Source organism: Streptomyces sp. ISL-12 (assembly GCF_018614415.1).
Taxonomy (GTDB): domain Bacteria; phylum Actinomycetota; class Actinomycetes; order Streptomycetales; family Streptomycetaceae; genus Streptomyces.
The window spans coordinates 38362-64411 of the sequence record NZ_JAGGOO010000158.1 but is presented as its reverse complement, the minus strand read 5'-3'; the positions used below and the strand labels follow the sequence as shown (position 1 = coordinate 64411).

Here is a 26050-nt window from a genome sequence, read left to right as displayed (position 1 = left end):
GCGATACCGCTGCGGCCGGGGCGGGCACGGTCGTTGCCGGGGGCGATACCGCTGCGGCCGGGGCGGGCACCGCCGTCGCTGGGGCGGGCACCGCCGTCGCCGGGAGCGACACCGCCGAAGGCCAACCGCTCCGCGCCCTCGTCGCCGTAGCCGCCAACCCCGTCCTCTCCGCCCCCGACGGCGACCGTCTCGACAAGGCCCTGGCCTCCCTCGACTTCATGGTCAGCGTCGATCCCTACCTCAACGAGACCTCGCGCCACGCCCACGTCGTCCTGCCCCCGCCCCCGCCCGCGCAGAGCCCCCACCACGACTTCGCCTTCAACACCCTCGCCGTCCGCAACCAGGTCCGCTACACCCGCCCCGCCGTCCCCCTGGAGCCCGGCCGCATGGCCGAGACCGAGATCATGGCCCGGCTGATCCTCGCCGTCACCGGCACCGGTACCGGCCCGGGTGGCACCGATCCGGCCGCCGTGGACGACATGGTGATCGGCCAGACCCTCCGGCGCGCGGTCCGCGAACCGCACTCGCCGGTCCACGGCCGGGACCCCGGCGAGCTGACCGCGCTGCTCACCGGCGCCGACGGCCCCGAGCGCCGCCTCGACCTCATGCTGCGCCTGGGCCCCTACGGCGACGGCTTCGGCGCCCGGCCCGACGGGCTGACCCTGGAGCGGCTGCTCGCCCACCCGCACGGCATCGACCTGGGCCCCCTGCGCCCGCGCCTGCCGCAGCCGCTGAAGACCCGCAGCGGCAAGGTCGAGCTGCTGCCCGGCCCGATCGCCGCCGACCTGCCCCGGCTGCGGCGGGCCCTGGCCGACCGTCCCGCCGGACTGGTCCTGGTCGGCCGCCGTCACCTGCGGTCCAACAACAGCTGGCTGCACAACATCCCCGCCCTGACCGGCGGTTCCAACCGCTGCACCCTGCACCTCCACCCCGAGGACGCCGCACGGCTCGGCGTACGGGACGGCGCGGCGGTGCGGGTCAAGGGCGCCGGGGGAGAGGTGACCGTCCCCGCCGAGGTCACCGACAGCGTGCGGCCGGGTGTGGTGAGCCTGCCGCACGGCTGGGGCCACGACCGCCCCGGCACCCGCCTGCGCCACGCCGCCACCGACCCCGGCGTCAACGTCAACCAGCTCCTCGACGGCAGCCTGCTCGACCCGCTGTCCGGCAACGCCGTGCTCAACGGCGTCCCCGTCACCCTCACTCTCGCGCCGTGACCTGGAGTTTTGCGCTTATTGCTCGCGTGTCAACATCTTGTTAACGCCGTCCGACGGCACCTAACGTCATCGCACCGCCGGTCCCAGGTGGGATGTTCAAGGGCGAACGTTAGGTACTCACTCATGCTGACCATCCTCGGCTTCGCCATGATCGCGACCTTCCTGGTCCTGATCATGATGAAGAAGATGTCGCCGATCGCGGCGCTCGTGCTGATCCCCGCACTGTTCTGCGTCATCGTCGGTAAGGGCGCCCACCTCGGTGACTACGTCATCGACGGCGTCTCCAGCCTCGCCCCCACGGCGGCGATGCTCATGTTCGCGATCGTCTACTTCGGCGTGATGATCGACGTCGGGCTCTTCGACCCGATCGTCCGGGCGATCCTGAGGTTCTGCAAGGCCGACCCGATGCGGATCGTCGTCGGCACCGCGCTGCTCGCCGCGATCGTCTCCCTGGACGGCGACGGCTCGACCACCTTCATGATCACCGTCTCGGCCATGTACCCGCTGTACAAACGGCTGAAGATGAGCCTGGTGGTGATGACCGGCGTCGCCGCGATGGCCAACGGCGTGATGAACACGCTGCCCTGGGGCGGCCCCACCGCCCGCGCCGCCACCGCGCTCAAGGTGGACGCCACCGACATCTTCGTCCCGATGATCCCGGCCCTCGCGGTCGGTCTCCTGTTCGTCCTGGTCCTCTCCTACGTCCTCGGCCTGCGCGAGCGCAAGCGGGTCGGAACGCTCATCCTGGACGAGGTGCTGGTGGAGGAGAAGGCGGAGGAGAAGGAGACCGTGCTGGTCGGCGCGGGTGCCGCAGGCGGCGGCACCACGGAGGTGCCGAGCGGCGGCGGCGCCGACCGGACCGACGACGACGGCTTTCAGGGCCTGGACCCGCACCGCCCCACCCTGCGCCCCAAGCTCTACTGGTTCAACGCGCTGCTCACCGTCACCCTGCTCACCGCCATGATCATGGAGCTGCTGCCGATCCCGGTGCTGTTCCTGCTCGGCGCCGCGCTCGCGCTCACCGTCAACTTCCCCCACATGCCCGACCAGAAGGCCCGGATCGCCGCCCACGCCGACAACGTCCTCAACGTCTCCGGCATGGTCTTCGCCGCCGCCGTCTTCACCGGTGTCCTCACCGGCACCGGCATGGTCGACCACATGGCCGACTGGCTGGTGAACGCCATCCCCGAGGGCATGGGCCCGCACATGGCCCTGGTCACCGGCCTGCTGAGCCTGCCGCTCACCTACTTCATGTCCAACGACGGCTTCTACTTCGGTGTCCTGCCGGTCCTCGCCGAGGCGGGCCAGGCCCACGGCGTGTCCACCCTGGAGATCGCCCGTGCCTCGATCGTCGGCCAGCCGCTGCACATGTCCAGCCCGCTCGTCCCCGCGGTGTACGTGCTCGTCGGCATGGCGAAGGTGGAGTTCGGCGACCACACCCGGTTCGTCGTGAAGTGGGCGGCCCTCACCTGCCTGGCCGTCCTCGCGGCGGGCATCCTGTTCGGCATCGTCTGATCCGGTCGTCTGATCCGGTCGTCCGAACCAGGTCGTCTGATCCGGTTTCCGAAACGGTCGTCCGAGCCGACCCCGCAGTGGAGGATTCGCTCATGAGGCCCGGTGGGAACCGTGGCTGGCTGCTCCGCCTCGTCATCGCCTTCTCGTTCGCGCAGGGGGCGGTGTCGATGGCCCGGCCCGCCGTCTCGTACCGGGCGCTGGCGCTGGGCGCGGACGAGCGGGCGGTCGGTGTGATCGCGGGCGTCTACGCGCTGCTGCCGCTGTTCGCCGCCGTTCCGCTGGGCCGCCGCACCGACCACGGCCGCTGCGCCCCGCTGCTGCCCGTCGGGGTCGTCCTGATCTCCGGCGGCTGCGCGCTCAGCGGCGCCGCCGGGTCCCTGTGGGCGATGGCGCTGTGGAGCGGCGTCATGGGCCTGGGGCACCTGTGCTTCGTGATCGGGGCGCAGTCACTGGTGGCCCGCCAGTCGGCGCCGCACGAACAGGACCGCAACTTCGGCCACTTCACCATCGGTGCCTCGCTGGGCCAGCTCGTCGGCCCGATCGCGGCCGGCACGGTCATCGGCGGCTCCGACATGGCGCACAGCAGCGCGGTGGCCCTGGTGGCGGCGGGCGCGGGCGGTGCGGTCGCGCTGACGTCGCTGTGGCGCATAGAGCACCGTACAGCCGCGAAGTCCGCCGCGGCGCCGGGCGCGCGCGTCCCCGTGGGCCGCATCCTGCGCGCGCGGGGCGTGCCCGCGGGCATGCTGATCAGCCTGTCCGTGCTGTCCGCGACCGACATCCTCACCGCCTATCTGCCGGTGGTCGGCGAACACCGGGGCATCGCCCCCTCGGTGATCGGCGTCCTGCTCAGCCTGCGCGCGGCGGCCACCATCGCCTGCCGGCTGGTGCTGACGCCGCTGCTGCGGCTGCTGGGCCGCACCGCGCTGCTCACCGTCACCTGCCTGCTCGCCGCCCTGCTCTGCGCGGGCGTCGCACTGCCCCTGCCGGTCTGGGCGCTGGCGCTGCTCCTCGTCGTCCTCGGCTTCTGCCTGGGCGTCGGCCAGCCGCTGTCCATGACGACCGTCGTCCAGGCGGCCCCCGCCGAGGCCCGTTCCACCGCCCTCGCCCTGCGCCTGACCGGCAACCGCCTCGGCCAGGTCGCCGCCCCCGCCGCGGCCGGACTGATCGCCGGGGTCGCGGGCGTGGCCGCCCCCTTCGTCATGCTCGGCGCCCTGCTCCTGCTCTCCTCGGGCGTGGCCCTGCGCGCCCCCCGCCCGGCCGCCGTGCCCCCGCCACGCCCCGCCGACCCGGCCGGCGAGGCGAGTGCGTCCGCCCCGGCGCGGCTGCCGGACCAGGAGGAGTGAGACCCGGTAGGAAAAGGGGCCATGCGCCTCACGGACTTCCCCCGACCCCGGCCCCGACCCCGCCCCCGTACTCGTACTCGTACTCGTGACAGGTCTCCCCTGCGGGGCCGGACGGCCCTCGCCACGGCCGGACTCCTGCTGGCCGTCGCCGCGCCCGCGGCCTACGCCGCCCTGGACGGCGAGGACACCTCCGCCGCGGCCTCCCCGGCACCGGGCCGCGGAACCCCGTACGTGGAGACCCAGCTCTTCTTCGGCACCGAGCGGCCCGACGGCGGACCCGCCGTCACCGAGCGGCAGTTCATGGACTTCGTCGACGACGAGGTCACCCCCGACTTCCCCGACGGGCTGACCGTGCAGAGCGGACACGGGCAGTGGCGGGACGCGACCGGGACCATCGCGAAGGAGCGGTCGTACGAGCTGGTCCTGCTGTATCCGGTCGCCGAGGCGGGCCCGAGCGACCGCAGGATCGAGGAGATCCGCAGGGCGTACGAGAAGGCCTTCGGCCAGGAGTCCGTGGGCCGCGTCGATCTGCGGGGCAGCGCCGACTTCTGAGCCGTCGGCCCCGTCCGTCGCTCCGGCCCGCTTCCCGTTCCCCGTTCCCCGTTCCCCGTTCCCCGTTCCCCGTTCCCCGTTCCCCGGGCAAGGTGAGCCGTGCCATTCGGGCGGACCCTGGTGCCAGAAAACTAACGGCGCTAGTTTGGGGTCCGGACGACGGAGACCGCCCGGCCGGAAGGAACGCGAACGCGATGAAGGCACAAGACGGCATGTACATCGACGGCGCCTGGCGACCCGCCGCGAGCCGGGACACGATCGCCGTCGTGAACCCGGCCGACGAGCAGGTGATCGGCCGGGTCCCGGCCGGGGACGCGCAGGACGTCGACACCGCCGTGCGGGCCGCCCGCGCCGCCCTACCGGACTGGGCCGCCACCCCGCCGGCCGAGCGCGGCGCCCGGCTGGCCGCGCTCAGGGACGTCCTGCTGGCCCGCAAGGACGAGATCGCCGAGACGGTCACCGCGGAGCTGGGCTCCCCGCTGAAGTTCTCCCAGGCCGTGCACGCGGGCGCCCCGATCGCCGTGGCCGGCTCCTACGCCGAGCTGGCGACGACGTACGCCTTCGAGGAGAAGGTCGGCAACTCCACGGTCTACCAGGAGCCGGTCGGCGTCGTGGGCGCCATCACCCCCTGGAACTACCCGCTGCACCAGATCGTCGCCAAGGTCGCTCCGGCGCTCGCGGCGGGCTGCACCGTCGTGCTCAAGCCCGCCGAGGACACCCCGCTGGTCGCCCAGCTCTTCGCGGAGGCGGTGCACGAGGCGGGCGTCCCGGCCGGTGTCTTCAACCTGGTCACCGGGCTCGGCCCGGTCGCCGGCCAGGCCCTCGCCGAGCACCCCGGCGTCGACCTGGTCTCCTTCACCGGCTCCACCGCCGTCGGCCGCCGGATCGGCGCGACGGCCGGCGCCGCAGTCAAGCGCGTCGCCCTCGAACTCGGCGGCAAGTCCGCCAACGTCATCCTGCCCACAGCCGACCTGGCCAAGGCGGTCAACGTCGGCGTCGCCAACGTCATGTCCAACTCCGGCCAGACCTGCAGCGCCTGGACCCGGATGCTGGTCCACCGCGACCAGTACGACGAGGCCGTCGAGCTGGCCTCGGCCGCCGCCGCCAAGTACGGCGAGCGGATCGGCCCGGTCGTCAACGACGGGCAGCGCCGGCGGGTGCGCGGCTACATCGAGAAGGGCGTCGCCGAGGGCGCCCGGCTGGTCGCGGGCGGCCCCGACGACCCGCGCGAGCGCGGCTACTACGTCCGGCCCACCGTCTTCGCCGACGTCACCGAGGACATGACCATCGCCCAGGAGGAGATCTTCGGCCCGGTCCTGTGCCTCTTGAAGTACGAGGACGAGGACGACGCCCTGCGGATCGCCAACGGCACGGTCTACGGGCTGGCCGGTGCCGTCTGGGCCGGGGACGAGGCGGAGGCGGTCGCCTTCGCCCGGCGGATGGAGACCGGGCAGGTCGACATCAACGGCGGCCGGTTCAACCCGCTCGCCCCGTTCGGCGGTTACAAGCAGTCCGGCGTGGGCCGCGAACTGGGCCGGCACGGCCTCACCGAGTACCTCCAGACCAAGTCCCTCCAGTTCTGAGCCCGTTCTGAGCCGTCCTGAGCCTGCTTCGCACCCGTTTCTCCGAGTTCGTTCCGAGTCCCAGGGGAGTCCGCCCGTCATGGCTGTCCGTGCCGCCGTAGTACCCGCCGTCGGTTCTCCGCTGGAGATCACCGGGATAGAACTGCCCGACCCCGGTCCCGGTCAGGTCCGGATCCGGCTCACCGCCGCCGGCGTCTGCCACTCCGACCTGTCCCTGTCCAACGGCACCATGCGGGTGCCGCTGCCCGCCGTCCTCGGCCACGAGGGCGCCGGAACGGTCGTCAGTGTCGGTGAGGGTGTGGAGCGCCTCGCCCCCGGCGACGCCGTCGTCCTCAACTGGGCGCCGTCCTGCGGCACCTGCCACGCCTGCTCGCTCGGCGAGGTCTGGCTGTGCGCGAACGCCCTGTCCGGCGCCGCGAACACGCACGCCCGCCGTGCCGACGACGGCACCGGACTGCACCCCGGGCTGAACGTCGCCGCGTTCGCCGAGGAGACGGTCGTCGACGCGTCCTGCGTCCTGCCCGCCCCCGACGGCGTCCCGCTCACCGACGCCGCCCTGCTCGGCTGCGCCGTCCTCACCGGCTACGGCGCCGTCCACCACTCGGCGAAGGTCCGGGAGGGCGAGACGGTCGCCGTCTTCGGCGTCGGGGGAGTGGGCCTCGCCACTCTCCAGGCGGCCCGGATCGCGGGCGCCTCGAAGATCGTCGCCGTGGACGTGTCCCCGGAGAAGGAGGAACTGGCCCGCGCCGCCGGCGCCACCGACTACGTCCTCGCCTCCGACACCACCGCCCGCGAGATCCGCGCCCTCACCGGCAAGCAGGGCGTCGACGTGGCCGTGGAGTGCGTGGGCCGGGCGGTCACCATCCGCACCGCCTGGGAATCGACCCGGCGCGGTGGACGGACCACGGTCGTCGGCATCGGAGGCAAGGACCAGCAGGTCACCTTCAACGCCCTGGAGATCTTCCACTGGGGCCGCACCCTGACCGGCTGCGTCTACGGCAACAGCGACCCGGCCCGCGACCTCCCGGTCCTCGCCGGACACGTCCGCGCCGGCCGCCTGGACCTCGGCGCCCTGGTGACCGAACGCATCGCCCTGGACGGCATCCCGGCCGCCTTCGACAACATGCTGGCGGGCAAGGGCGGACGGGCGCTGGTGGTCTTCTAGCGGCTCGGCCCGGGTGGTTGCCCGGCCGGCTGACTCCGAGATCCGGTCACTTCTCGCTCAACGCCCTGCGGGGAAGGCCGCGCGCCGGCCGAAGCCGACCGCGACGAGGGCGATGAGCGTGAGAGCGATCATCCCGGCCGGAAGAACCCGTGCGCCCACACCGTCGACGATCACAGCCCCCAGAGCACCGCCGGCGAAGATCGCCAGGTTGAAGGAGGTCGTCAGCACCGCGTTCGCCGCATCGGCGTTCTCGCCCGCGGCCTCCCCCATGGCCGTCTGCAACTGCGTCGCCGAGCCGCCGAACGCGAGGCCCCACAGGACGGTCGCGAGCAGCACGAGCAGGATGGACTGCTGCGCGGCGGCCAGCAGCGCGCCGGCGACGACGAACAGGGTCACGCTCGCCAGGGTGAGCCCGCGCAGTGCGCGGTCGATGAACACGCCGGTGATCCAGATCCCGCCGAGCGCGGCGACGCCGAAGACGAGAAGTGTGAGGTCGGGCCGGAGCGCGAGCCGCAGCTGCTGCAGGTAGGAAGCGATGTAGGTGTAGAGCAGGTTGTGCGCGAGCATCCAGACGAACACGACGGCGAGGATGGTCGCCACGCCGGGAATGCCCAGCACTCGGCCGAGCGGAGCGCGGGTCCGCGCCGACTGCCCCGGGGCGTCGGGTACGAGGAACTTCGCGAAGACCATGACGATGACGCTGAGCAGTGACATCGCGGCGAAGGACCAGCGCCAACCGACCGTCGAGCCCAGCCAGGCACCGAGGGGCGTTCCGACGGAGAGCGCGACCGGGGTTCCGGTCATGGCGACGGCAAGTGCACGCCCGGCGTGCTCGGGCGCGGCGATACGCCGGGCATACCCGGCGAGCATGCCCCACAGCAGACCGGAGAAGGCTCCTCCGACGAACCGGGCGACCAGAGCGACGGTGAACGACGGTGACGCCGCGGTGACGGCGTTCGCGACGAGGAACCCGAGCAGGCCCGCGAGGAGGAGCGGCTTCCGCCGGGCCCCGCGCGTCAGCGTGATCGCGGGTATCGCCGCGAGGACCGTTCCGATCGCGTAGGCGCTCACGAGCTGGCCGGCGCCGCCTTCGGAGACGTCGAGTCCGGCGGCGAGCTGCGGGAGCAGCCCCGCCGGCAGCGTCTCGGTCATGATCACGATGAATCCGGTGCACGCCATCACCACCAGCGCCGGGACGGGGAACGGCTCGTGTGCTTGCTCGCGGATCGGCGTGGGGCACGTTGTGGTCATCGGGCGGGTTCCTCCCTAGTTATGGGTTGAACGATCCGATATTGACCGCGGCGCTGTCGGGTGTAAAACTGGATCAGTCAGTCTGTAATAGAGGAGGTTTGCCGTGCCCCCCGTCGGCCGTCCCCGCACCTTCGACATGGAGGCCGTCCTGGAGGCCGCGATGCTGCTGTTCTGGGAACAGGGCTACGAAGCGACATCGCTGGCCCGGCTCCGCGAGGCCACGGGACTGTCCTCCGCGAGCCTGTACGGCGCCTTCGGCTCGAAGGAGGGACTGTTCGAGAAGGCCGTGGAGCACTACATCGCCGGACCGGGCAGCGTCACCGAGGTCGTGGCCGACGAGGCGGTGAGCCCCCGGGAGGCCGTCGCCCGCCTCCTCCACGGGTCGATCGACATGCAGACCGACACGTCCCACCCCCGTGGCTGCCTCGTCGCCCTCTCGGGGACGGTCCGGGCACCGGAGCCGGGGGAGGCCGGGGTGCGAAAGGTCGTGGCGGCACGCCGCGCGGCGGACAGGGCGCGCATCAGGGCGTGCGTCGTACGCGGCATCGCCTCGGGAGAACTCGCCGAGGACACCGACGTGGACGGCGTCACGTCCATGATCCACAGCTTCCTGCTCGGCATTTCGACGCAGGTGTGCGACGGCACGCCGGCCCGCCATCTGCACGCCGCGGCCGACGCCGTGCTGGCGAACTGGGACGTACGGGGACACTGACACTGACGCACACGGACACGTCGGCGGCCCGCTGACCGCCGGGCGCCCCGCCGATCACCCGGCAGACACGGTGAGCGTCCGGGCCACTAGACGGCAGACACGGTGAGCGTCCGGGCCACTAGACCCGCGACGCGCTGCTCCCGGGCCGCCGTTCCGCATCGCCCCCGGCGGTGGCGGACCGGGCCCGGGACCGCGACACCGCCACACCCGCCAGACACAGCGCCCCACCCACCAGGGTGAGCGGCCCCGGCACCTCGTCCAGCGCCAGCCAGGACAGCAGGACGACCAGCGCGGGAACCGCGTAGGTGGTCGCGCCCATCCGGCCGGCGGTCGTGCGGGCCAGCGCGTACGCCCACGTCGTGAACGCCAGCGCGGTCGGGAAGACACCCAGGTAGACCATGTTGAGGGTCGCGGACAGGGGCGCGTCGGCCGCCTCGTGCGCCAACTGCCCCGCGAACGGCAGACAGACCACGGCCCCGACCAGGCACCCCCACGTCGTCACCTGGAGCGCGCTCGCCCGGTCCAGAGCCGGCTTCTGGGCGACGACCCCGCCCGCGTACGCCACGGCGGCCAGCAGGCACAGTGCCACCCCGAGCACCGAGGCGGAGCCCTCGCCCGACATCGACAATCCCACGGTCACCGCCCCGGCGAACGACACCGCCATTCCGGCCAGCAGCCTGGGCGGTACGACGTCCCCGAGCAGCCGCGCGCCGAGCAGCGCGATGAGGATCGGACCGACGTTGACGACCAGGGCGGCCGTACCGGCGTCCACCTGCTGTTCGCCCCAGTTGAGGGCGACCATGTAGAAGCCGAACCACAGCACGCCGGATATCGCGATGCCCCGCCAGGCCGGCCGGGGCGGGGGCCCCTCCCGCCGCACCAGGCAGATCAGCCCCAGCACCAGGGCCCCGGACAGCAGGCGGCCGAGCGCCAGCGCGCCCGGCGAGTAGGCGTCGCCCGCACTGCGGATCGAGACGAAGGCGGAGGCCCACAGGACGACGGTGACCGCGGCGGCACCGGCCGCCGACCGGGAGGGGGACATCATGCTCCAGAGGCTGGGAAGGACGCTGGGAAGAAGGCTGGGAAGAAGGCTGGGGAGAAGGCTGGGAAGAAGGGCGGTGGAAACCGGCGGTCGCCGGAGAAGGGCGTCGGCGCTCAGCGCAAGGCGTCCGCCGTCACGCCCAGCAGTTCCGACAGCGCCCGCGCCCCCGCCGCCGTCACCTTCACCGCCCGCCCGCTGCCGATGCGCACGCACCAGCCCGCGTCCAGGGCGTGCCGGCACAGCGCGGCGCCCGCGACACCGGCGAGATGGGGGCGGCGTTCGGTCCAGTCGAGGCAGGCCCGGGCCAGCGGCCGGCGCCCGGTGCGGGCGAGCCCGATGCCGGTCGCGTCGAACCAGGCGAGGCCCGCGTCCGTGAGCGCGAACCCGGTGTCCTGGCGCAGCAGCCCCCGGGCGGTCAGCGCGTCGGTCACCGCGATCCCGAGCCGCCCGGCGAGGTGGTCGTAACAGGTGCGCCCCCGGGCCATCGCCGACCCGGCGCCCGCCGCGGCCAGCGAACGCGGACGCCGCGCCACGGCCTCGGGCGCCACCTGCGCGGTCAGGTCCTCCACGAGCTGCGCCACCCGGTCGTCGGCCAGCCGTACGTACCGGTGCCGCCCCTGCCGCTCCTCGGTCAGCAGACCGCCCGCGACCAGCTTGCCCAGGTGCTCGCTGACCGTGGACGGCGCGACCCCCGCGTGCCGGGCCAGCTCACCGGCGGTCCACGCCCGCCCGTCGAGCAGCGCCAGCAGACAGGCGGCCCGCGTCTCGTCGGCGATCAGCCCGGCCAGCCGCGCGAGCCCGGCCGCACCGGGGTCCTTGGAGGTCATGGCACCAGCATGCGGCACGGACACTTCGGCGGGCGCCGAAGCCTCTCAGTCGCCCCGCGCGACCTGCTCGTACTGGAGGGCCAGTCCGTCCAGCAGCGCCGCGAGCCCCGTCTCGAAGGCCCGCTCGTCGATCTTCTCCTGCTGCTCGGCGAGCCGGTGGGCCTGCTGGAGGTGGGGATAGTCGGCGGGGTCGTAGGCACCGGGCTCGGCGGGGAAGCCGGCGGCGAACGAGCCCAGCGCGGAGCCCATCACGAAGTACCGCATCAGCGCACCGATCGAGGTGGCCTGCGCCGGGGGCCAGCCGGCCTCGACCATCGCGCCGTAGACGGCGTCCGCCAGCCGCAGCGCGGCCGGGCGGTGGCCGGGGCCGTGGGCGAGGACCGGGACGATGTTGGGGTGGTCGCGCAGGGCGGCCCGGTAGGAGACGGCCCAGTCGTGCAGGGCGGTCCGCCAGGGCCGGCCGTCCTCGAACATCGACAGGTCGACCTGTCCGCTCACCGAGTCGGCGACCGCCTCCAGGATCTCGTCCTTGGTGCGGAAGTGGTTGTAGAGCGAGGGCCCGCTGACGCCCAGTTCGGCGGCGAGCCGACGGGTGGAGACGGCCGCGAGGCCCTCAGCGTCCACCAGCGCGCGGGCCGTCGTGACGATCCGTTCGGTGCTGAGCAGGGGCTTGCGCGGTCGGGCCATGGCGCACATAGTAGGGCTGCGACAAGAAACTAGCAGTGCTAATTAATGTTCGTTCGTCTGTGAGGTGGCGCGGCATGAACCTGGAGCTCGGCGAGGAACAGAGTGCCGTCCGGCAGCTGGCCCGGGACTTCGTCGACCGCGAGATCGCCCCGCACGTCGTCGCCTGGGACCGCGCGGAGGACGTGGACCGCGCCGTCGTCAAGAAGCTCGGCGAGGTCGGCTTCCTCGGGCTGACGATCGACGAGGAGTACGGCGGCTCGGGCGGCGACCACCTCGCGTACTGCCTGGTCACGGAGGAGCTGGGCCGCGGCGACTCCTCCGTGCGCGGCATCGTGTCGGTCTCCCTCGGCCTGGTCGCCAAGACGATCGCCGCCTGGGGCGACGAGGAGCACAAGCGCCGCTGGCTGCCGGGCCTGACCTCCGGCGAGTACGTCGGCTGCTTCGGCCTCACCGAGCCCGGTACGGGGTCGGACGCGGGGAACCTCACCACGCGGGCGGTCCGCGACGGCGGGGACTATGTGATCAACGGCACCAAGATGTTCATCACCAACGGCACCTGGGCCGACGTCGTGCTGCTCTTCGCCCGCTCCACGGACGCCCCCGGCCACAAGGGCGTCTCCGCCTTCCTGGTCCCCACCGACACCCCCGGCCTGACCCGCCGCACCCTCCACGGCAAGCTCGGCCTGCGCGGCCAGGCCACCGCCGAACTGGTGCTGGAGGACGTCCGCGTGCCCGCCTCCGCGATGCTGGCCCCCGAGGGCAAGGGCTTCTCGGTCGCCATGTCGGCCCTGGCCAAGGGCCGGATGTCGGTCGCGGCCGGCTGCGTCGGCATAGCCCAGGCCGCGCTGGACGCGGCCGTGAAGTACGCCGGGGAGCGCGAGCAGTTCGGCAAGCCCATCGCCGGCCACCAGCTCGTCCAGGAACTGATCAGCGACATCGCCGTCGACGTGGACGCCGCCCGCCTGCTGACCTGGCGGGTCGCCGACCTGATCGACCGCGGGCAGCCCTTCGCCGTCGAGTCCTCCAAGGCCAAGCTGTTCGCCTCCGAGGCCGCCGTCCGCGCCGCCAACAACGCCCTCCAGGTCTTCGGCGGCTACGGCTACATCGACGAGTACCCGGCCGGCAGGCTGCTGCGCGACGCCCGCGTGATGACCCTCTACGAGGGCACCAGCCAGATCCAGAAGCTGGTCATCGGGCGGGCGCTGACGGGCGTATCGGCGTTCTGAGGGCGCGCTCTGAGGGCGCGCTCTGAGTACGTGCTTTGAGCAGGCGGTCTGAGCAGGCGGTCTGAGCAGGCGGTCTGAGCAGGCGGTCTGAGCAGGCGGTCTGAGCAGGCGGTCTGAGTACGAGGTCTGAGTAGGCGGGCGGATGTGGTCGCGGCCACATCCGCCGACGCTTGTCCCCATGAGTGACACACCGGTCAAGCAGCAGAGCACGGCCGCCTTCTACGGACAGGCCGTCGCGTCCTTCGCGGTCGCCATGGCCGCGACCGCCATCGGCATCGTCAACCTGGAGGCCGACGCCTGGGTGCGCGCCTTCCTCGGGATCGCCGTCCTGTACCTCGTCACCTCGTCCTTCACCCTGGCGAAGATCATCCGCGACCGGCAGGAGGCCGGGCAGATCGTCAGCCGAGTCGACCAGGCACGGGTGGAGCAGCTGCTCGCCGCGCACGACCCCTTCCAGAAGCTGTGAGCCGACTGATCTAAGCGCCCGCTCAGCTTCGGCGGTATGGTGGTCCTCCTGTCACCGAGAGGGGCGAGAAGGCGATGAGTACGGCGGAGGAGACCAGGGGCGGCGACACCGAGCCCTGGAGCGAGGTCACCCCTGACGCGGCCCGGCGACTGCTGGTCGCCGCCGTGGAGGCCTTCGCCGAGCGCGGCTACCACGCCACCACCACCCGGGACATCGCGGGGCGGGCGGGCATGAGCCCGGCCGCGCTGTACATCCACTACAAGACCAAGGAAGAGCTGCTCCACCGCATCAGCCGGATCGGCCACGACCGGGCGCTGGACATCCTGCGCACGGCGGCCCGGGGCGAGGGCGGCGCCACCGAGCGGCTCGCCGACGCCGTCAGCTCCTTCGTCCGCTGGCACGCGGGACGGCGCACCACCGCGCGGGTGGTCCAGTACGAACTGGACGCGCTGGGCCCGGACGCCCGCGCGGAGATCGTCGCGCTGCGCCGCCAGTGCGACGCCGAGGTGCGCGGCATCATCGAGGACGGCGTGGCCACCGGCGAGTTCGAGGTGCTCGACCTCAAGGGGACCACGCTGGCCGTGCTCTCGCTCTGCATCGACGTGGCCCGCTGGTTCAACGTCAACGGCACCCGGACGCCCGACGAGGTCGGCGCGCTCTACGCCGACCTCGTGCTGCGGATGGTGGGCGCGAAGACCCCGGCCGCCGGTCGGGACCAGTAGCGGCGTGACGTATCAGAAGTAGTACCGCGAGACCGACTCCGCGGCGCACACCGGCTTGTCCCCGCCCTCGCGCTCCACGGTGAAGGCGACGGTGACCTGGACGCCGCCGGTGACGTCCTCGGCGTTCGTGATGGTCGCGGTGGCGCGCAGCCGCGAGCCGACCGGTACGGGGGAGGGGAAACGGACCTTGTTGGTGCCGTAGTTGACCCCCATCTTCACGCCCTCGACGGCGAGGAGCTGCGGCCCGAACAGGGGCAGCAGCGACAGGGTCAGATAGCCGTGCGCGATCGTGGTGCCGAACGGTCCGGCGGCGGCCTTCTCCGGGTCGACGTGGATCCACTGGTGGTCGCCGGTCGCCTCCGCGAACAGGTCGATCCGCTTCTGGTCGATCTCCAGCCAGTCGGTGTACCCCAGTCGCTCGCCCACCGCCGCCTTCAGTTCGTCGGCGGAGGTGAAGATCCTCGGCTCTGCCATGTCCCGGCCTCCCGCGTGTGCCATGTCATCTCTACTAAGCAACTGCTTAGCATGGTCGGCCGCGCGGCCCCTGTCAACGGACCGGGCGGAGTGCGGGATGGGTAGTCTTCGAGGGGTGCCCCAGATTCCAGAGAAGATCCACGAACTCACGGTCGGCCAGGTCGCCGCGCGCAGCGGCGCCGCCGTCTCCGCCCTTCACTTCTACGAGTCCAAGGGTCTGATCAGCAGCCGCCGCACCTCGGGCAACCAGCGCCGCTACAGCCGGGACACCCTGCGCCGGGTCGCCTTCATCCGGGCCGCCCAGCGGGTCGGCATCCCGCTCGCCACGATCCGTGAGGCGCTCGCCGAACTGCCCGAGGAGCGCACGCCCACGCGGGACGACTGGGCCCGTCTCTCCGAGGCCTGGCGCTCCGAGCTGGACGAGCGCATCAGGCAACTCGACCGGCTGCGGGACCACCTCACCGACTGCATCGGCTGCGGGTGTCTGTCCCTGGACACCTGCGTGCTGTCCAACCCGGACGACGTCTTCGGCGAGAGCCGGGCCGGGTCCCGGCTGATGGTGGAACGGGGCGGCGGCCGGCGCGGGGCCTAGCGGGTGTCTGGCGGCGGGGCTGGCGGGTGTCTGCCTGTGCGGTCTGGCGGGTGTCTGGCGGCGGGGCTGGCGGGTGTCTGCCTGTGCGGTCTGGCGGGTGTCTGGCGGCGGGTCTGGCGGGTGTCTGCCTGTGTGGTCTGGCGGTCGTCTGCCGGCGGGTCTGGCGGGCGTCTGCCGGCGGGGCTCGGCACGCTTCTGTCCGCGGGACTGCGGCCGACGTGGGTCTCGGCTGTGCTGCGCCCGTGCTGTCGGCAAGGCGACAGCCGGCGCGGGACCCAGGTGGCGGCTGCCCGCCCGGCGGCGGTGGAAGCTCCTGCCCTCGGGATACGGGCGCGGGCGCGGACGCGAGCGGCCCCGGCCACCCGCGGTGACACCACGTCAACGACCGCACGCCACCCCGCGCACGCACCAAGTGGCCCAGAGCGGAGGCCCAGGCGGTGCGGCCCCGGCGCTCCCGGGCCGTGCCGCACCACCCCCCCCGTACCCCAACCGCACGTCGTCGCGCCGTACCTCACGTCGGTTCAGACCGACACCAGCAACCGTTCCCGCCGGGTGGCCGACAGGGCCTCCGGCGTCAGTACGGGCCGCGGTACCAGGATCCCGCAGTCCGCGCAGACCGGACCGGCCGACGGCTCGTGGTCCAGGTCGTACCTCCAGACGAGCCGCTCACCCGCGCACACCGGGCACGCCGTCCCCGGCTCGCGCTCCAGCGCGGCTATCAGCCGGCGCAGTACCTCGGCCAGCGGCTCACGGGGATGCACCCGCGGGTCGTCGCACCACGCCACACCGAACCCGCCCCAGGTCAGCCGGTGCCAGTCGTCCACGCTGCCGGGCCGGCGCAGCCCGTCGTGCTTCTCCTTCCTACGGCGCTCGGCGAACTCCACCTCGTAGGCGAGCCACACCGACCGCGCCTGTTCCAGCTCCTCCAGCGCGGCCACCAGCCGCGCCGGGTCCGGGGACCTGTCCTCCGGCCCGAACCCCCAACGGGAGCACAGGTGGTCCCAGGTCGCCCTGTGTCCGTAAGGGGCGAACCGCTCAAGGCACTTGCGCAGCGAGTAGCGCCGCAGCGCCAGGTCGGACCGCGGATCGCGGACCTGTCTCGCCAGACTCCGGAAACCGGCCATCGCCCTGCACCTCCGTCACACCTGCACCTGTATTCCGGTCACTTCGGCGTCGTCGTACGGACGTCGCCGAATAGACGTATCGACACACGATTCGGCTCCATCCGATTTCCGATGGCCCCCATAACCCGGCTGGACCGCCTCCTGAGTCGACTCCCGTGACCTGTGTGTCCGCTGTGTCGTTCCGCTGTGCTGCCGCTGAAAGTGACGCATGTTCACCTTCAATCCCGGGGATACCGCCGGTAACATCCGGCGCGTCCCCGTCGGGAGGAGCTGCCCCATGTCACGGCGCACCCCACGCACGGCCCTCGACAGACTGAGAACTCCCCGCGGAATCCACGGGTTCCTGAAGAGCGCATCGCTATGCGCCCTCATTGCCGGTCTTTTGTCACCGCTTTCCCCGGCCGGCACGGCCGGGACCGCCTCGGCCGCCCCGGCCGGCACCGCCCCCGCCGGGGCGCCGGCCGTCACCGCGGCGGCCGACGACCACTGCGGCGGACAGTGTTCCGACATCCTGCCGCCCGGCCAGAACGGCAACGCCACCCTCGCCCAGATCCTGCTCAACCAGGCCTTCGGCACCCAGCCCGCGCACGCCGAGGACCAGCTCGGCCCCTACGCGAACCTCGCCACCGGCCACCGCACCCTCACCAACGACACGATCGACACCTTCTTCAACGACGCCTCGTTCGGCGTCCCCGCCGACCAGGTCGCCTCCACCGTCCGCCCGGCCGGCCGCACCGACGTGACGATCGTCCGCGACAAGAAGACCGGTGTGCCGCACATCACGGGCACCACCCGCTACGGCACCGAGTTCGGCGCCGGTTACGCCGCCGCCCAGGACCGCCTCTGGCTGATGGACCTGTTCCGCCACGTCGGCCGCGGCGAGCTGACCTCCTTCGCGGGCGGCGCCCCCGCCAACCAGGGCCTGGAGCAGCAGTTCTGGCGCGCCGCCCCGTACACCGAGGCCGAGCTGGAGGCCCAGATCGACAGCGCCGCCGCGAAGGCCGGCGAACGCGGCGCGCAGGCCCTGGCCGACGTCGAGGCCTACGTCGCCGGTGTCAACGCCTACATCGACGCCTCCGACCAGGCTCGCACCTTCCCCGGCGAGTACGTCCTGACCGGCCACAAGGACGCGATCACCAACGCCGGCACCATCGAGCACTTCGAACCCGCCGACCTGGTCGCCCTCGCCTCCGTCATAGGCGCCCTGTTCGGCTCCGGCGGCGGAGGCGAGGTGAACAACGCCCTGTCCCTGCTCGCCGCCCAGGAGAAGTACGGCGTGACCGAGGGCACGCAGGTCTGGGAGTCCTTCCGCCAGCGCGACGACCCCGAGGCCGCCCTCACCGTCCAGGACGGCACCTTCCCGTACCTCACCCCGCCCGCCGACCCGCAGGGCCGGGCCCTGCCCGACGCCGGCTCGGTGACGGCCGAACCCCTCGTGTACGACCGCACGGGCAGCGCGGCGGAGCAGGCCACCGCCGCCACCGGCACCCTCTCCTCCGCCCGGCGCGGCATGTCCAACGCCCTCGTCGTCAGCGGTGACCACACCGCGAGCGGACACCCCGTCGCCGTCTTCGGACCGCAGACCGGCTACTTCGCGCCCCAGCTCCTGATGCTCCAGGAGATCCAGGGCCCCGGCCTCAGCGCCCGCGGCGCCTCCTTCGCGGGCCTGAGCATGTACGTCGAACTGGGCCGGGGCCAGGACTACGCGTGGAGCGCGACCACGTCCGGCCAGGACATCATCGACACGTACGCCGTCGAGCTGTGCCAGGACGACTTCCACTACCTCTACCGCGGCACCTGCACCCCCATGGAGAAGGTCGAGCGCAAGAACGCCTGGACCCCGACCGTGGCCGACTCCACCGCCGCCGGCTCCTACACCCTGCGGGTCTGGCGCACGAAGTACGGCCCGGTGGAGCACCGCGCGACCGTCGGCGGCACGAAGGTCGCCTACGTCTCCCTGCGCTCGTCCTTCCTGCACGAGGCCGACTCGATCATCGGCTTCCAGATGCTCAACGACCCCGACTACGTCAAGGGCCCGCAGGACTTCCAGCGCGCGGTCCAGCACATCAACTACACCTTCAACTGGTTCTACGCCGACGCCGAGCACACCGCGTACTACAACAGCGGCGACAACCCGGTGCGGGCCGACGGCGTGGACGCCGACTTCCCCGTCTGGGCCCGCCCGGCGGGGGAGTGGCAGGGCTGGGACCCGGCGGCCAACACCGCCGACTACACCCCCGCCTCCGCCCACCCCCGCTCGACCGACCAGGACTACTACGTCTCCTGGAACAACAAGGTGGCCGAGGGCTACTCGGTCGCCTCCTGGGGCAACGGTTCGGTCCACCGCGGGAACCTGCTCGACGACCGGGTGCGGAAACTGGTCGAGCAGGGCGGAGTCACGCGCGCCTCGCTCGTCCGGGCGATGGCCGACGCGGGCCTCACCGACCTGCGGGCCGAGGACGTCCTGCCGGACCTGCTGAGGGTGATCGACACCGCCCCGGTGACCGACCCCGCGGCCAAGGCGGCCGTCGACCGGCTCCGGGCCTGGCTGGCGGCGGGCGGCAAGCGCACCGAGACTTCGGCCGGTTCGAAGACGTACGCCCACGCCGACGCCGTCCGCACCATGGACGCCTGGTGGCCGCTGCTGGTGCGGGCCGCGTTCGAACCCGGCCTCGGCAGCGGCCTGTACGACGCCTTCACCGCCAACCTCCCCGTCGACGAGTCCCCGTCGGCCGCCCACGGCCCGACCGGCGGACACGCCGGCAGCGCCTTCCAGTACGGCTGGTGGAGCTTTGTCGACAAGGATCTGAGGGCGGTGCTCGGCGAGTCCGTACGCGGCCCCCTCGCCCGGACCTACTGCGGCGGCGGCGACCCGGCGGCCTGCCGGGACACGCTGATCGCCACCCTGAAGGAGGCGGCGGCGAAGACGCCCGCGCAGGTCTACCCCGGCGACGACAGTTGCGCCGCGGGCGACCAGTGGTGCGCCGACGCGATCATCCACCGCACCCTGGGCGGCATCAGGCACGGCCCGGTCAGCTGGCAGAACCGCCCCACCTACCAGCAGGTGGTGGAGTTCACGTCCCACAGGTGAGTACGGGCGGGCGGCGGGCGGTCAGTGGTGGACGAGATACCGCTCCCGCACCCGGCGGAACGCCTCCAGCTCCGCCCGCCAGCCCGCCACCACCTCGTCGGTGTCCGCGCCGGCGTCGATCATCGTGCGCACCCGCGCGGAACCGGTCAGCTTGTCGATCCACTGGTCGGACCGCCACGCGAACCCGTCCCAGGTCCGCTTGGCGGTCACCAGCAGCGCGATCCCCGTACGCACGGGATCGAACGCCGCGCGGTCGTGCACATGGAGCTGCACACCACCGACCGTCCTGCCCTGGAACTTGGAGAAGACGGGCGCGAAGTACGCCTCCCTGAACCGCACCCCCGGCAGCCCCAGTCCGTTCGCGGCGGCGGCCCACGCCCCGTCGATCCCTTCCGCGCCCAGCAGTTCGAACGGGCGGGTGGTGCCGCGCCCCTCGGACAGGTTGGTGCCCTCGAACAGACAGGTCCCCGAGTACACCAGCGCGGTCTGAGGCGTCGGCATGTTGGGGCTCGGCGGCACCCAGGGCAGGCCGGAGGCGTCGTAGAAGTCGGACCGCCGCCAGCCGGTCATCGGCACGGTCTCCAGGGCTACGGGCGTCGTCAGGAACTCCCCGTCGAACAGCCGCGCCAGCTCCACGACGGTCATGCCGTGCGCCTGCGCGATCGGCCGCCGGCCGACGAAGGTGGCGAACTCCGGGTGCAGCACCGGGCCCAGCGCGGCCCGCCCCGTCACCGGGTTGGGCCGGTCCAGGACCACGAACCGCTTGCCCGCGAGCGCTGCGGCCTCCATGCAGTCGTACAGCGTCCAGATGTACGTGTAGAAGCGCGCCCCCACGTCCTGGATGTCGAAGACGACGGTGTCCACGCCGGACGCGGTGAAGACGTCCGCGAGCGGCTGCCCGCTCTTGAGGTACGTGTCGTAGACCGGCAGCCCGGTCGCCGGGTCGTCGTACCGGCCCTCCGAGCCGCCCGCCTGGGCGGTGCCGCGGAAGCCGTGCTCGGGGCCGAAGACGGCGGTGAGGTCCACCCGGTCGTCGGCGTGCATGACGTCGACGATGTGCCGCACGTCCCGTGTGACGCCGGTCGGATTGGTGACGACGCCGACCCGGTCGCCGTCGAGCAGGGCGTACCCGTCGGCGGCCAGCCGCTCGAAGCCGGTCCGCGCCCGGCGCCCGCCGGACGCCCGGCCGGTACCGGCGGGCGCCCGCGCGGTCCCGGTGGTCGCCGCCGTCGCGGTCGCCGCCGCCGTCGTCGTGGTGAGCAAGGTCCGTCTGGACAGTGTCATGCCCACGCACGCTAGTGCGCGGCCCGGCCCGGCGGAACGAGGCGAACCGCGAAACACCCTTCCGCAGCACATACCGACTGGTTAGTCTGTCACCGCCAGTTGGCGTCGCGTCGAAGGAGACCTTTGGTGGAAGCCGTGCAGGACGCGGGTGTCGTCGTCACCGGAGCGGGAGGCGGCATCGGAGCCGCGCTGGCCCGCCGCTTCGCCGCCGGGGGCGCCCGCGTCGTCGTCAACGACCTGGACCCCGGCAAGGCGAAGGCGGTCGCCGAGGAGATCGGCGGCATCGCGATACCCGGCGACGCCTCGGCCGTCGTCGACGAGGCCCGCGAGGCGCTCGGCGGCACGGTCGACGTCTACTGCGCCAACGCGGGCGTCGGCTCCGGCGGCACCGAGGCCGCCGACGAGGCCGTCTGGGCGCTGGCCTGGGACGTCAACGTCATGGCCCATGTCCGCGCCGCCCACGCCCTGCTGCCCGACTGGCTGGAGCGCGGCCGGGGCCGGTTCGTCTCCACCGTGTCCGCCGCCGGCCTGCTCACCATGATCGGCGCCGCCCCCTACAGCGTCACCAAGCACGGCGCCTACGCCTTCGCCGAGTGGCTGTCGCTGACGTACCGCCACCGCGGGATCAAGGTGCACGCCATCTGCCCGCAGGGCGTGCGCACCGACATGCTCACCGCCAGCGGCAGCGCGGGCGACCTGGTGCTCGCGCCGACCGCGATCGAGCCGGAGGACGTGGCGGACGCCCTGTTCCGGGGCATCGAGGAGGACCGCTTCCTGATCCTCCCGCACCCCGAGGTCGCCGCGTACTACCAGGCCCGCGCCGCCGAACCGGACCGCTGGCTGCGCGGCATGAACCGCCTCCAGCGCCAGTGGGAGGAGGGGGCCGCCCGATGACCTCCACCGGCTCCCGGTACGCGGCCAAGCCCTGGCTGGACCTGCTCACCGACGCCCAGAAGGCCCCGCTGCACCCCGACGCCTCCCTGGTGCACGCCCTGCGCCGGGTGGTCGCCGAGACTCCCGACCGCACCTTCCTCGCCTACTTCGACGGCCGCCTGACCTACCGCGAGGCGGACGAGCTGAGCGACTCCGTCGCCGGCCGGCTCGCCGCCCGCGGCCTGGAGCGCGGCGACCGCGTCGCCGTCGTCCTCCAGAACTCCCCGCACTTCGTCCTCGCCGTCCTCGGCGCCTGGAAGGCGGGCGGGATCGTGGTCCCCGTCAACCCCATGTACAAGTCGGGGGAGACCGGGCACGTCCTGCGGGACGCCGAGGCGAGTGCGCTGATCTGCTCCGACCGGGCCTGGGAGGCGTATCTGCGCGACACGGCCGCCGACTCCCCGGTGCGGATCGTGCTCACCGCCTGCGAGCTGGACTTCCAGACCCGCGGGGACGCGCGCGTACTGGCCTTCGCACGGCAGCCCGTGACCGACGCCGACGACCTCACGGAAACGGCCCGCGCCGGCCACCCGGCCCCGCCGGACCGCGCCCCGGCCGCCGACGACACCGCGCTGATCAGCTACACCTCGGGCACCAGCGGCACCCCCAAGGGCGCCACCAACACCCACCGCAACATCATGTACAACGCCGAACGGCAGCGCACCGGGCTCGGCCTGCCCGAGGCACCGGTCTACTTCGCGCTGGCGCCGCTGTTCCACATCACCGGCCTGGTCTGCGAGTTCGGCGCCTGTCTGACCAGCGGCGGCACGCTCGTCCTCGCCTACCGCTTCGAGGCGGGCGTCGTCCTCGACGCGTTCGCCGAGCACCGCCCGCACTACACCGTCGGCCCGTCCACCGCCTTCATGGCCCTGGCCGCCCACCCCGGCGTCACCCGCGACCACTTCGCCTCCTTCACGGTGATCTCCTCCGGCGGCGCCCCACTGCCGCCCGCCCTGGTGGAGCGGTTCCGGGCCGGCTTCGGGCCGTACATCCGCAACGGCTACGGCCTCACCGAGTGCACCGCCCCCTGCGCCTCCGTACCGCCCCACCTGGAGGCACCCGTCGACCCGGTCTCCGGGACCCTCGCGGTGGGCGTGCCCGGCCCGCAGACCGTCGTCCGCGTCCTCGACGACCAGGGCGAGGAGGTGCCCTTCGGCGAGCAGGGCGAGATCGTCGTCAGCGGCCCCCAGGTCGTCCCCGGCTACTGGCGCCGCCCCGACGCCACCGCCGAGACCTTCCCCGGCGGCGAACTGCGCACCGGCGACATCGGCTTCATGGACGAGCGCGGCTGGCTCTACGTCGTCGACCGCAAGAAGGACATGATCAACGCCTCCGGCTTCAAGGTCTGGCCGCGCGAGGTCGAGGACGTCCTCTACACCCACCCGGCGGTGCGCGAGGCGGCCGTCGTCGGGGTGCCCGACGGCTACCGCGGCGAGACCGTCAAGGCGTACATCAGCCTCCGCCCGGGCGCCCGGACCGACCCCGGCGAGCTGGCCGCGTACTGCGGCGAGAGACTGGCCGCCTACAAGTACCCGCGCCAGGTGGAGATCCTGCCCGAGCTGCCGAAAACGGCGAGTGGCAAGATCCTCCGTCGGGAACTGCGTTCCCGCAACGACTAGAACAGTGTCACGGAAAGGCAGGTGGCGGCAGTGCCCAGGACGACGGACGGGGACGGCACCCCGGTGCCGCAGCGGCTCCTGGCCGCCGCCACCCGGCTCTTCGCGGAGCGTGGCTACGACCGCACCTCGGTGCAGGAGATCGTCGAGGCGGCCGGCGTCACCAAGGGCGCGCTCTACCACTACTTCGGATCCAAGGACGACCTGCTGCACGAGGTGTACGCACGCGTGCTGCGCCTCCAGCAGGAACGCCTGGACACCTTCGCGGACGCCGACGAACCGGTCGAGAAGCGGCTGCGGGACGCGGCGGCCGACGTGGTCGTCACCACCATCGACAACCTGGACGACGCGTCGATCTTCTTCCGCTCCATGCACCACCTGAGCCCGGAGAAGAACCGGCAGGTACGCGCCGAGCGCCGCCGCTACCACGAACGGTTCCGCGCCCTGGTCGAGGAGGGCCAGCAGTCCGGGGTCTTCTCCAAGGAGACCCCGGCGGACCTGGTGGTGGACTACCACTTCGGTTCCATCCACCACCTGTCCACCTGGTACCGCCCCGACGGCCCGCTCAGCCCCCAGCAACTCGCCGACCACCTCGCCGACCTGCTGCTGCGGGCGCTGCGACCGTAACGCTCCGAGGCCGGCCGAACCCTCGCGGTCAGCATCTGCTGACTGATCATGATCATTCGAGCGCCAAGGCCTCCGACGCCAAGGACTCTGACGCCGAGGCGTCGCAGGCCGCCGAGTCCGGCCCGGCCGCCGAGCCCAACGGCATCGAGAAGAAGACCGCCAAGGAGATCTACGACGCCGGTCACGCGGCCAACGCCGCCGCCAAGTCCTTCCGGGAGGGGATGACCTGCTCCGGCGCCTCGTCCGACCTCAAGGTCTCCGCCACGGAGTGCGTCGGCACCGTGCAGACGAAGGACAAGGGCTCCCTGGAGACCGTCATCAAGGGCGACGACGTCTGGGCCCTCGACTCCGGACTCGCCGACGGGTTCGACGCCGAGATCGGCAGCGACAGGCTCTTTGCCGACGCATGGCCGCACGGGACGGAGGACAACGCCCTGATGAAGAGCCTCGCCTCCTGGTGCCACCGGGAGCAGTTCACCGAGCCCGACACCCTCGGCGGGACCGACAGCGAGGTGACCGAGGGCAAGGTCACCACGGTCGACGGGCGGCAGGCGGTCCCGCTCGTCACGACGGCGAACGGCGAGTCGGTCACCTGGTACGCGGCGACCACCGGTGAGCCGCTCCTCGTACGGCAGGACAGCACCCGCGACGACATGCCGGAGGGCGTCTTCTCCGGCTTCGGCACCACCGTGGGCGCCGCGAAGCCGTCCGGCACCGTCCAGGAGGCGCCGGAGGAGTGACCTGGGCAGGCGAGGGCGGGCACCGTCCATGCCCGCCCCCGCGCCCTACAGGTACTTCTTCAGCTCCCGCCGCGCCAGCGACCGCTGGTGCACCTCGTCCGGACCGTCGGCCAGCATCAGGGTCCGGGCGCCCGCGTACAGCTCGGCCAGCGGGAAGTCCTGGCTCACCCCGCCCGCGCCGTGCAGCTGGATCGCCCGGTCGAGGATGCCGACGACCGTGCGCGGGGTCGCGATCTTGATGGCCTGGATCTCGGTGTGCGCGCCCCGGTTGCCCACGGTGTCCATCATCCAGGCCGTCTTCAGCACCAGCAGCCGCAGTTGCTCGACGGCCACCCGCGCGTCCGCGATCCAGTTCTGCACCACGCCCTGCTGGGCCAGCGCCTTGCCGAACGCGGTCCGGGAGACGGCCCGCCGGCACATCAGCTCGATCGCCCGCTCCGCCATGCCGATCAGCCGCATGCAGTGGTGGATACGGCCGGGCCCGAGCCGCGCCTGGGCGATCGCGAACCCGCCGCCCTCCTCGCCGACCAGGTTCGACACCGGCACGCGCGCGTGGTCGAAGACGACCTCCGCGTGCCCGCCGTGCCAGTGGTCCTCGTAACCGAAGACCCGCATCCCGCGTACGACGGTGACCCCCGGGGTGTCGCGCGGCACCAGCACCATCGACTGCTGCCGGCGGATGTCGTCGCCGTCCGGGTCGGTCTTGCCCATCACGATGAAGATCTTGCAGTCCGGGTTCATCGCCCCGGAGATGTACCACTTGCGGCCCGTGATGACGTACTCGTCGCCCTCGCGCCGGATGTGCGTGGTGATGTTGGTGGCGTCCGACGAGGCCACCTCCGGCTCGGTCATCGCGAACGCGGAGCGGATCTCCCCGGCGAGCAGCGGCTCCAGCCACTGCTTCTTCTGCGCCTCGTCCCCGAACTGGGCCAGCACCTCCATGTTCCCCGTGTCCGGCGCCGCGCAGTTGGTGGCCGTCGGTGCCAGCTGCGGACTGCGGCCGGTGATCTCGGCGAGCGGCGCGTACTGGAGGTTGGTCAGGCCCGCGCCGTGCTCGGCGTCGGGCAGGAACAGGTCCCACAGGCCCTGGCGCCGGGCCTCGGCCTTGAGGTCCTCCACGACCTGCGGGGTCTCCCAGGGCGACGCCAGCCGGGCGCGTTGCTCGTGGGCCACCGCCTCGGCCGGGTAGACGTACTCGTCCATGAAGGCGAGCAGCCTGGCGCGGAGTTCCTCGGTACGGGCGTCGAACGCGAAGTCCATGCCG

At 72.6% G+C, this 26050-nt stretch carries 24 protein-coding genes; 16 read left to right on the top strand and 8 right to left on the bottom strand.

Annotated features, from left to right (window positions below; translation table 11 throughout):
- From J7I94_RS34685 to J7I94_RS34660, 6 genes are all read left to right on the top strand, one after another.
- A partial coding sequence (locus J7I94_RS34685) for a molybdopterin oxidoreductase family protein (RefSeq protein WP_251076171.1) occupies positions 1-1214 on the top strand: 1214 nt, incomplete at its 5' end.
- A 123-nt stretch (positions 1215-1337) separates the two neighbouring features.
- The gene (locus tag J7I94_RS34680) at positions 1338-2729 is read left to right on the top strand and encodes a CitMHS family transporter (RefSeq protein WP_215173796.1); all 1392 of its coding nucleotides are present in this window, start codon (positions 1338-1340) and stop codon (positions 2727-2729) included.
- A gap of 92 nt (positions 2730-2821) precedes the next feature.
- The gene (locus tag J7I94_RS34675; protein WP_215173795.1) at positions 2822-4072 is read left to right on the top strand and encodes an MFS transporter; all 1251 of its coding nucleotides are present in this window, start codon (positions 2822-2824) and stop codon (positions 4070-4072) included.
- A 21-nt stretch (positions 4073-4093) separates the two neighbouring features.
- Positions 4094-4624, top strand: a complete 531-nt coding sequence (locus J7I94_RS34670; protein WP_215173794.1) for a DUF3574 domain-containing protein — start codon at positions 4094-4096, stop codon at positions 4622-4624.
- A gap of 194 nt (positions 4625-4818) precedes the next feature.
- Positions 4819-6207, top strand: a complete 1389-nt coding sequence (locus J7I94_RS34665; protein ID WP_215173793.1) for an aldehyde dehydrogenase family protein — start codon at positions 4819-4821, stop codon at positions 6205-6207.
- Between the two features lie 79 nt (positions 6208-6286).
- Positions 6287-7372: a Zn-dependent alcohol dehydrogenase gene (locus J7I94_RS34660; protein ID WP_215173791.1), complete on the top strand. Its 1086-nt coding sequence runs from the start codon at positions 6287-6289 to the stop codon at positions 7370-7372.
- Positions 7373-7429: 57 nt separating this feature from the next.
- Here the strand turns inward: J7I94_RS34660 and J7I94_RS34655 are convergent, their stop codons facing one another.
- Positions 7430-8623, bottom strand: coding sequence for an MFS transporter (locus J7I94_RS34655; RefSeq protein WP_215173790.1), 1194 nt, complete (start codon positions 8621-8623; stop codon positions 7430-7432).
- Between the two features lie 103 nt (positions 8624-8726).
- Here J7I94_RS34655 and J7I94_RS34650 point away from each other — a divergent pair, with 103 nt between their 5' ends.
- Positions 8727-9335 (top strand): TetR/AcrR family transcriptional regulator, encoded by a 609-nt coding sequence (locus J7I94_RS34650; RefSeq protein ID WP_215173788.1) that lies wholly within the window; start codon positions 8727-8729, stop codon positions 9333-9335.
- Between the two features lie 118 nt (positions 9336-9453).
- Here the strand turns inward: J7I94_RS34650 and J7I94_RS34645 are convergent, their stop codons facing one another.
- The 3 genes from J7I94_RS34645 to J7I94_RS34635 all read right to left on the bottom strand — a co-directional run bounded on the left by J7I94_RS34645 (position 9454) and on the right by J7I94_RS34635 (position 11891).
- Positions 9454-10380 (bottom strand): DMT family transporter, encoded by a 927-nt coding sequence (locus J7I94_RS34645; protein ID WP_374198480.1) that lies wholly within the window; start codon positions 10378-10380, stop codon positions 9454-9456.
- A gap of 110 nt (positions 10381-10490) precedes the next feature.
- Complete coding sequence (locus tag J7I94_RS34640; RefSeq protein ID WP_215173786.1) at positions 10491-11204, bottom strand: helix-turn-helix transcriptional regulator; 714 nt, start codon at positions 11202-11204, stop codon at positions 10491-10493.
- A 45-nt stretch (positions 11205-11249) separates the two neighbouring features.
- A complete protein-coding gene (locus J7I94_RS34635; protein ID WP_215173784.1) occupies positions 11250-11891 on the bottom strand; it encodes a TetR/AcrR family transcriptional regulator in 642 nt (213 codons plus the stop codon).
- 74 nt (positions 11892-11965) lie between these two features.
- On the opposite strand from J7I94_RS34635, the gene J7I94_RS34630 reads away from it, so the two are divergent.
- The 3 genes from J7I94_RS34630 (at position 11966) to J7I94_RS34620 (ending at position 14305) form a co-directional block, all read left to right on the top strand.
- Positions 11966-13117, top strand: coding sequence for an acyl-CoA dehydrogenase family protein (locus J7I94_RS34630; RefSeq protein WP_215173782.1), 1152 nt, complete (start codon positions 11966-11968; stop codon positions 13115-13117).
- 178 nt (positions 13118-13295) lie between these two features.
- Entirely contained in the window at positions 13296-13583 is a 288-nt protein-coding gene (locus J7I94_RS34625) for a YiaA/YiaB family inner membrane protein (RefSeq protein WP_215173780.1), read from the top strand.
- A gap of 74 nt (positions 13584-13657) precedes the next feature.
- A complete protein-coding gene (locus J7I94_RS34620) occupies positions 13658-14305 on the top strand; it encodes a TetR/AcrR family transcriptional regulator (RefSeq protein ID WP_215173778.1) in 648 nt (215 codons plus the stop codon).
- Between the two features lie 12 nt (positions 14306-14317).
- On the opposite strand, the gene J7I94_RS34615 is transcribed toward J7I94_RS34620, so the two are convergent.
- Positions 14318-14779, bottom strand: a complete 462-nt coding sequence (locus J7I94_RS34615; protein ID WP_215173776.1) for a MaoC family dehydratase — start codon at positions 14777-14779, stop codon at positions 14318-14320.
- A 115-nt stretch (positions 14780-14894) separates the two neighbouring features.
- On the opposite strand from J7I94_RS34615, the gene soxR reads away from it, so the two are divergent.
- A complete protein-coding gene (soxR, locus tag J7I94_RS34610; RefSeq protein ID WP_308114828.1) occupies positions 14895-15371 on the top strand; it encodes a redox-sensitive transcriptional activator SoxR in 477 nt (158 codons plus the stop codon).
- A 521-nt stretch (positions 15372-15892) separates the two neighbouring features.
- On the opposite strand, the gene J7I94_RS34605 is transcribed toward soxR, so the two are convergent.
- The gene (locus J7I94_RS34605) at positions 15893-16495 is read right to left on the bottom strand and encodes a hypothetical protein (protein WP_215173772.1); all 603 of its coding nucleotides are present in this window, start codon (positions 16493-16495) and stop codon (positions 15893-15895) included.
- Between the two features lie 277 nt (positions 16496-16772).
- Here J7I94_RS34605 and J7I94_RS34600 point away from each other — a divergent pair, with 277 nt between their 5' ends.
- Entirely contained in the window at positions 16773-19586 is a 2814-nt protein-coding gene (locus J7I94_RS34600) for a penicillin acylase family protein (RefSeq protein WP_215173770.1), read from the top strand.
- A 21-nt stretch (positions 19587-19607) separates the two neighbouring features.
- Here the strand turns inward: J7I94_RS34600 and J7I94_RS34595 are convergent, their stop codons facing one another.
- A complete protein-coding gene (locus J7I94_RS34595) occupies positions 19608-20870 on the bottom strand; it encodes an exo-beta-N-acetylmuramidase NamZ domain-containing protein (RefSeq protein ID WP_215173768.1) in 1263 nt (420 codons plus the stop codon).
- Between the two features lie 123 nt (positions 20871-20993).
- On the opposite strand from J7I94_RS34595, the gene J7I94_RS34590 reads away from it, so the two are divergent.
- From J7I94_RS34590 to J7I94_RS34575, 4 genes are all read left to right on the top strand, one after another.
- Positions 20994-21764 (top strand): SDR family oxidoreductase, encoded by a 771-nt coding sequence (locus J7I94_RS34590; protein ID WP_215173766.1) that lies wholly within the window; start codon positions 20994-20996, stop codon positions 21762-21764.
- Complete coding sequence (locus J7I94_RS34585) at positions 21761-23422, top strand: class I adenylate-forming enzyme family protein (RefSeq protein ID WP_215173764.1); 1662 nt, start codon at positions 21761-21763, stop codon at positions 23420-23422. Before J7I94_RS34590 ends, J7I94_RS34585 begins: the two co-directional genes overlap by 4 nt.
- A 30-nt stretch (positions 23423-23452) precedes the next feature.
- Complete coding sequence (locus J7I94_RS34580; protein WP_215173761.1) at positions 23453-24046, top strand: TetR/AcrR family transcriptional regulator; 594 nt, start codon at positions 23453-23455, stop codon at positions 24044-24046.
- Positions 24047-24267: 221 nt separating this feature from the next.
- Positions 24268-24786: a hypothetical protein gene (locus tag J7I94_RS34575; protein ID WP_215173759.1), complete on the top strand. Its 519-nt coding sequence runs from the start codon at positions 24268-24270 to the stop codon at positions 24784-24786.
- Between the two features lie 45 nt (positions 24787-24831).
- On the opposite strand, the gene J7I94_RS34570 is transcribed toward J7I94_RS34575, so the two are convergent.
- Positions 24832-26046: an acyl-CoA dehydrogenase family protein gene (locus J7I94_RS34570; protein WP_215173757.1), complete on the bottom strand. Its 1215-nt coding sequence runs from the start codon at positions 26044-26046 to the stop codon at positions 24832-24834.
- Between the last annotated feature and the right edge of the window lie 4 nt (positions 26047-26050).